Consider the following 6,717-nt stretch of genomic DNA (forward strand, 5'->3'; position numbering starts at 1 on the left):
GTTTACCCCGCCGGGGGCCCCGGGCGCTCGCCATATCACGACAATCGCGTCGAAGAGCGCGTTCCCGGCGAATACGCACATCCGGGAGAATCGGCACGTCGGCAGTCGGCGTGGTGCGGATTGTGTGCCCTACGTGGCCCGCGTGCGGCAGCCGGTCGCGCGATCGTCCACCCGGGGCGGAGAGACCGCCCGCAACTCGGTGCGGGCGCGGTCCAGGACGGCGCGGGCCCGGGTGGCGTGGGCGAGCGCGGCCTCGTGATCGTCCAACGCCACCGCCAGGCTGGCCAGTACGGCCTCCACCGGCCCGAACGTCACCACGCCCATCTCCAGTCCGACGATCTTGCCCGCGTGCGGTACGAGGTAGTCGTACAGTTCGCGAATGGTGTCCTCGTCGTCGAACTGGATCGCGGCCGCCGCGCGGAAAACCGACATGGTGACGGGGTAGATGCCGTCCTGGGGCGGCTTGGCTCCGTCGTACACCGCACGCGCCGCGTCGCGGTCGCCGCCGTGTACCAGCGCGATCGCGTAGATGTGCGACATCACGTCCGGCAGCGCCGCGTAGGCGTGCGCGAGGTCGTCGACCATGCCCGATAGATCGGCGCGTGCCCAGGCGAGGGCGACACGACCGGCCAGTGCGGCCTCGGCGGCATTGGTCAGGCCCGAATGCGTTATGCGTGTGATGAATTCGCCGTACAGCTGCTCGGCCCGGTCGAGATCGCCGCGCAGCAGTTCCATACTCGCCGCGGCGCAGCAGGCGATATCGAGCAGCGGCCGCAGCTGTCCCTCGTCGGCGAGTTCTACGGCCAGCGCGGCGTGCCGATCGGCCTCGGCCAGCTCACCGGCGGCGAAGGCGCTGCGAAAACGCAAATGATGTGCCACCGCCTGGTATTCAGTGAATCCGGCTGCGGTGGATACGGTTTCCAGTTCCGCGGTGAGCGCCGCGTGCTCGGGACCGTAGTCGTAGTCCATATAGGTGACCGCGTTGACCGCGGCGCAGAGCAACTCGGGATCTCCGAGGGTGCGTGCGGCCGCGAGGGCTTGGGCGCTGAGGTGGTGATAGCTCTCGCGGTTCTCCGCATCGATTTCGAAGGCCGCCGCCAGCAGCAACCGCACCCGCTCCGCACCCGAGGCGGAATCCAGTACCCGCCACAGGGCTTCGAAGAAGTGCGCGCTCGATTCCCGCCATTCCCGAACGGGCCAGATGACCGGTGCGCGCCAACTGGTGAGCGCCCGAATCACCGGCTCGTCGCCGCCGATCCGTTCGGCCAGCTCCAACGCCCGGTCGCGGGCGGCCCGGGCGTCACGCTGAGATCCGTTGTCGGCCAGCGCGGTCACCAGGGCACAGAGCGCGTCGAGCAGCGCGGTGCGGTCGCGGCGGTCGGCGTGCTCGCCGTCGTGCCCGGCCAGCTCGTGCAGTTCGATGACCGAGTGGCTCAATTCCACCGCCGCCGAGCGCATGCCGTGATCCATACAGTGACGGGCCGCCGCCCGCACCCGGTCGATGGCGTGGTGGGCGGTCTCGGCGCTCGCACCGAGTACGGCGTGCCGGGCCAGCAGCAGCGGATCGGCCGCGGCCGGGCCGTCGCGGCGCCGCCGCTCCAGGATCTCCAGCGCCGACCAGTGCATGCGCGCCCGTCGCAGCGACGGAATGCCCCGATAGACAGTGTCACGGATCAGGCTGTGCTCGAAGCGGATTCGACCCGCGCGGTCGGTGCGCACCAGGCCCACCGATTCGGCGGCCGTCACCATGTCGATGAGCGCGTCCTCGGGCATTCCGGCGGCCGGAGCGAGCCGGGACAGCTCCACCTCGTCGCCCCAGACGGACAGCTGTCGCAACACCTCGGCGACACCGAACGGCAGCCGCGCGATGCGACTGTCGACCAGTTCGCGCACGGCGTCGGGGACCGCGTCGGGATCGCCACCCGCGGCCAGCAGTCGCGCCGATTCCCGTACGAACAGCGGATTGCCGCCCGTGCGCCGGTGCATCCGGTCCAGGGCGGCATCGTCGAGCGCCGTGAGTCCCGCGGCCAGCGCGACGGATCGGGTGCCGGTCCGGTCCAGGCCGGTGAGTTCCAGCCACGCGGCGGTGTGCTGGGCCAGCGCGGCCGTGGTGGCGTGCGTGTCGGGGCCGCCCTCGGAGCGCCGCAGCGTCACCAGGATCAGCACCGGTTGGTCGCGCAGCCAGCTGGTGACCTGCCGCAGCACCTGCAGCGTGGCGGTGTCGGCGCGGTGCAGATCCTCCAGCAGCAGCGCGACCGGCGCCACGGTGCTCGCGCAGAGTTGGGTCACGGTGCGCGACAGGGTGAACGGATCCGCCGCCGGTTCCGGTGCGGCAGTGGTGTCCAGTCCGGCCACCACTTCCGACCAGGCCCAGGCCACGGGTGCGCCGTCCACCTCGGGGCAGGCTCCGGCTGCGACCGTCCAGCCGTTGCCGCGCAGCCGGGCCAGCGCGGACTCGGCGAAGGTGGTCTTGCCGAACCCCGCCTCCCCGGTCACCCAGGCCAGCCGCAGGCGGCCGCCACGAGCGGCCTCGGCCACCGCGAGCACCTCGGCGAGTTCGCCGGAATAGTCCGTGGCGCACGCGATCCCGCCGCCGTCGCGACCGACGGCGGTCTCGTCGTCGATGGCGTGCGCGCTGGCGTTCGTGGTGGGGGCGTTCGCGGTGGCGGTCGTGGTGGTCGGCGGCTCGGCGGCTCCGGCCAGGTTCGAGGCGTGGTTCAGGATGGCGGTTTCCAGCACGCGCAGCCCGGGACCGGGGTCGACGCCGAATTCCTCGGCGAGAAATTCGCGGCAGCGGCGAATGGTGGCGAGTGCCTCCAATTGCTGACCCAGCTGATACTGCGCGAGCGCGAGCAGCCGGGCGATTTCCTCCCGCCCGGGATGCTCGTCGAACAGCTGCCGCAGTTCGATGACCACATCGCCGGGACGCTGTAGATCCAGTTTCGCCTGGGCGTCCAGCTCGGCCGCGGTCAGACGCAGGTCGGTAAGCCGATTCGCTTCCGCCACAGCCCATTCGGTGTCCATGAACGCTTCCAACGCCGGACCGTTCCAGCAGGCGAGCGCATTCTCCAACAGGTGGCTGCGGTCGCGGGTGTCGGCGCGCTGGTCGGCGTCGTTGAGCAGTTCCTGATGAGCGCGCAGCAATTCCTCGAAGTGCCAGGCGTCCACCGCTTCCGGCGGCAGATTCAAGGCGTAGCCGGAGGATTCCGAGACGATGAACCTCGACGGGGCGCGGCGGGGGCGATCGGGTTCGAAGAGGCGGCGCAGATTGTGGATGTGGACCTGGAGGACGGTGGCCGCCTTGGGTGGTGGTGATCCGGCCCAGAGGTCCTCGATCAGCCGTTCGGTGCTGACGGCCTGGCCGCGGGCGACGATCAGGCGGCCGAGTACGGCCCGCTGCATCGGGGTGCCGAGCGGGACCTCGCGTCCGTCGATGGACATGTGCAGGGGTCCGAGCACCCTGACGTGCGGTCCTGCCATCGCCGAAACCCTTCTCGCGCGGGTAGGCGGTACCGGTCGTCCGCCTCAAAAGAGGATTATCATCCCACAAATCAGCGATGCCAAAACTATGCTGAATAGTTGCCGAATGGTTATCGCAGTTTCGAGGACTCGAAATTGCCCTGGATCGGTGTCATCTGAACGCATGTCCAGTAGTGGGCGGCGGTGAGTCGAGCGCATATTTCCCCCGCTCGTGCGGGTTATGACATCCATCACAAGCTCGTGAGATCATGAAATCCACGGTGTCCTCCCATCGAAATTCCCCCGCCTATTTCCATTCGCGACGCGCCTGGCGAATCGGGCTGGAAGTGAATCGGAAGATCGATGGCGAATAATTCCAAGGGGAAGTATTCAAAGGAGGTCCTAGCAATGTTGACGCGATTCGAGTGGCTGACAGGGGGCGAAGTGATGCGGGACCAGGCGATGCCCATGGTGGAACCCGAGATCTCCGGCTTCTACCTGGACCGAGACGGTGATATTTGGGAGCGGCGCAGCGAGGGCTGGCGGCTGATCCTGCAGCGTGGCGTGGCCGTCGATCCCGAGGCGCTGTGGGACTGGGCCGAAGGCCACGTCCGCGATTACGCCCCGTTCACCCTCGTGCACGGCGACGCCCACGCCGCCCGCATGGCGGCCGTCGCCTTCCCGACCGCGCACCCGAAGGACGGCACCGCGCGGTAGCGGCCCGCCGAGAGGCGGAGCAGGCCGATGGCGCCGCCGTCACGTGGCGGCGGAACACCGGTCGCTCCGGCTCGCGGGCATGTCCGCTGACCTGCGGGTGAGCGCTAGTTCAGGCGGCGGATGTCCCCGCGTACCCGGTAGAACCCGCCGCGGCCCGATTCGGCCACCGCGTCCACTACATAGCGCGCTCCGGCCTCGCGAATGTCGCGCGGGAACTGCACGTTCCACTCGGGCCGGTAGCCCGGCGACACCACGTGCACGCGCAGACCGCCACCTTCGTGCACGCACTCCACCACGATGCCGTTGCCCGCGTCCGAAGCCACCTCCACGGTGGCGCTGGGCGTGACAGCCGACATCTCCGGCGCCTTGACCGATACCGTCCGCGGCAGCACGCCCTGTTCGGCGTCGTGGACGGCGTCCTCGCTGACATCGATGCAGGCCAGCGCGCCGCTGGTGGTGACCAGATACAGCCGCTGGTCGTGGTACTGCATGGAGTACGCCGAACCGCAGCCGGTGCCCAGCTTCCACAGCCGCTGTCCGTCGGCGGTGAAGCAGTAGACCGAGGAGTAGTTGTCGCCTGCGAACACGTAGCGGCCGTCCGGCGAGGTGGCGCAGGAGAATACGGCCGCATCGCACTGGTAGGTGCGTTCGGCCTGCCCGTCCTTGGCCACCATGCGCACCTGGTTGTGGCTGGTGCCCGCGTAGACCGCCGTGCTCTCCTGCCATCCGAACAGCACCGCGCCGCCCGTGCGCACCTGCCACCGACGTTCGCCCCCGGCCAGGTCGTACCTGGTGACGCCGTCCGAATGTCCGTGGTACACACCGTCGTCGTCGATGCGCACCATCCAGCCGGAATCGCCGTTGCTGCGCCGCGACCACAGCGATTGCTCCTCATGGTCGATGACGGTGAGTCCGCCCTGCACGTCGGAGACGCCGAGCAGGCCGTCGTGGATGTCGAGCCAGTAGATATCGGTATTGCTGGCGATATCGTAGGCGGCGCGCGGTACCTTGCCCGACAGGTCGTAGACGCGGCCGTCGTCGCAGCCCGCGTAGATCCAGAAGTCGTCGGCCACGATGCACTTCACCGAGTCGGGCAGCCGAAAGCGGCCGATGACCTCTCCGTGCGGGGTCAGTGTGAAGACGTCCCCACGCTCGTTGCCGACCCAGCATCGGTGTTCGTCCACGAAGATGCCGAAGGCTGCGGCCCCGGAATCGAAAGTCCACAGTACCGGTGCGGATTTCGCGGTGGAGCGTTGACTGACGATGGCCCGTCGGGCCACCGGGCGCGCGGCGCGCGCACCCATGACCGCGGCGGCGTAGCCCTTGCGCAGCTTCTCGCCGATCTTCTTGTCCGCCGCCGCCCGCGCCTTCTCGGGCGTGGCGAACGAGCTCACCTTCACCTGCCCGCTCTCCCCGATGCGTCCGTAGCGGATGGTCACCTGTGTGCCCACCACGGCCACTTCGTAGAACTTGTGCGCCGAACCGCTGTCCTCGGACAGCTCGAGATAGGTGGTGCCCCCGTTGGTCATGCTGTAGCTCCGTGCCTTCGTCAGATGAAATCGCTGCGAAAGCTAGCAGGGCACACCGACATTCGCTGCGGTTGTATCGGATCGGGCCTCAGAGGAAGACCTGCGCGGCCAAACCCGCCAGCGCGCCGCCCAGCAGTGGGCCGAGCACGGGCACCCAGGCGTAGGCCCAGTCGGGGTCCTTGCGGTGGGCGGTTTCGCGGTCGGGCAGGTCGCGGTGGCCGCCGACGCCCACGCCGAGGTCGGCCGACACGGCCTTGGGCGGCACCTCGGCGGAGTGCTGGGTGGGCAGCAGCGCGTAGGCGATACGGGGGCCGAGGTCGCGGGCCGGGTTGATGGCGTACCCGGTGGGGCCGCCCAGGGATGCGCCGATGCCGACGACCAGCAGGGCCGCGGCGAGCGGGCCCAGGCCGCTGGGGGTCTTGCCGAAGGCCACGATGACGAAGACCAGCACGAAGGTGGCGATCACCTCGGTGAGGAAGTTCCACGGGTAGGAGCGGATGGCGGGCACCGTGGAGAACACCCCGAGCTTCTTCTCCTCGTCGGGTTCGGCGTCGAAGTGTCGTTTGTAGGCGAGGTAGGCCACGCACGCGCCGAGGAACGCACCCACCAGTTGGCCGCTGAGATAGGCCAGGGTGTTGGCCGCGTTCACCGGAACGCCGGGCGCGTATTCGTCGAATCCGGCGAACAGATTGCCGAAGGTGACGGCCGGATTCAGATGGCCGCCGGTCTTGTAGGCCGCATAGACACCCGCGAAGACGCCGAGACCCCAGCCGAAGGAAATGAGCAGCCAGCCGCCGTCGAAGCCTTTCGACTTGGCTAGCAACACATTGGCGACAACACCGGCGCCGAGCAGGATCAAGATACCTGTGCCTAGTGCCTCACTCGCGAATATCGTGCCGAAATCCATGAATAGAGCCTCCGATCCGCGGGGGGACGCGGATGCGACCCCGGGCCTGAAATGACTCTACGATTCTCACTCAGCAAACTCTTGGAAACACACACGATCATCTCG

Annotated in this window: 4 protein-coding genes; 1 reads left to right on the forward strand and 3 read right to left on the reverse strand. The window is 68.6% G+C overall.

Going from position 1 to position 6,717, the window contains the following annotated elements; genetic code table 11:
• Positions 1-129: 129 nt before the first annotated feature.
• Positions 130-3,480, reverse strand: coding sequence for a BTAD domain-containing putative transcriptional regulator (locus QK444_RS29990; protein WP_282785480.1), 3,351 nt, complete (start codon positions 3,478-3,480; stop codon positions 130-132).
• A gap of 387 nt (positions 3,481-3,867) precedes the next feature.
• Here QK444_RS29990 and QK444_RS29995 point away from each other — a divergent pair, with 387 nt between their 5' ends.
• Positions 3,868-4,176 carry a hypothetical protein gene (locus tag QK444_RS29995; protein ID WP_282785481.1) on the forward strand — a complete coding sequence of 103 codons (309 nt, stop codon included), beginning with the start codon at positions 3,868-3,870 and terminating at the stop codon, positions 4,174-4,176.
• Positions 4,177-4,280: 104 nt separating this feature from the next.
• On the opposite strand, the gene QK444_RS30000 is transcribed toward QK444_RS29995, so the two are convergent.
• Positions 4,281-5,705 (reverse strand): WGR domain-containing protein, encoded by a 1,425-nt coding sequence (locus QK444_RS30000; protein WP_282785482.1) that lies wholly within the window; start codon positions 5,703-5,705, stop codon positions 4,281-4,283.
• A gap of 88 nt (positions 5,706-5,793) precedes the next feature.
• On the reverse strand, positions 5,794-6,612 hold the full coding sequence (locus QK444_RS30005; RefSeq protein WP_282785483.1) for an MIP/aquaporin family protein: 819 nt from the start codon (positions 6,610-6,612) through the stop codon (positions 5,794-5,796).
• Positions 6,613-6,717 lie beyond the last annotated feature (105 nt).

The sequence above is a fragment of the Nocardia sp. CC201C genome, from assembly GCF_030010695.1.
GTDB lineage: Bacteria > Actinomycetota > Actinomycetes > Mycobacteriales > Mycobacteriaceae > Nocardia > Nocardia otitidiscaviarum.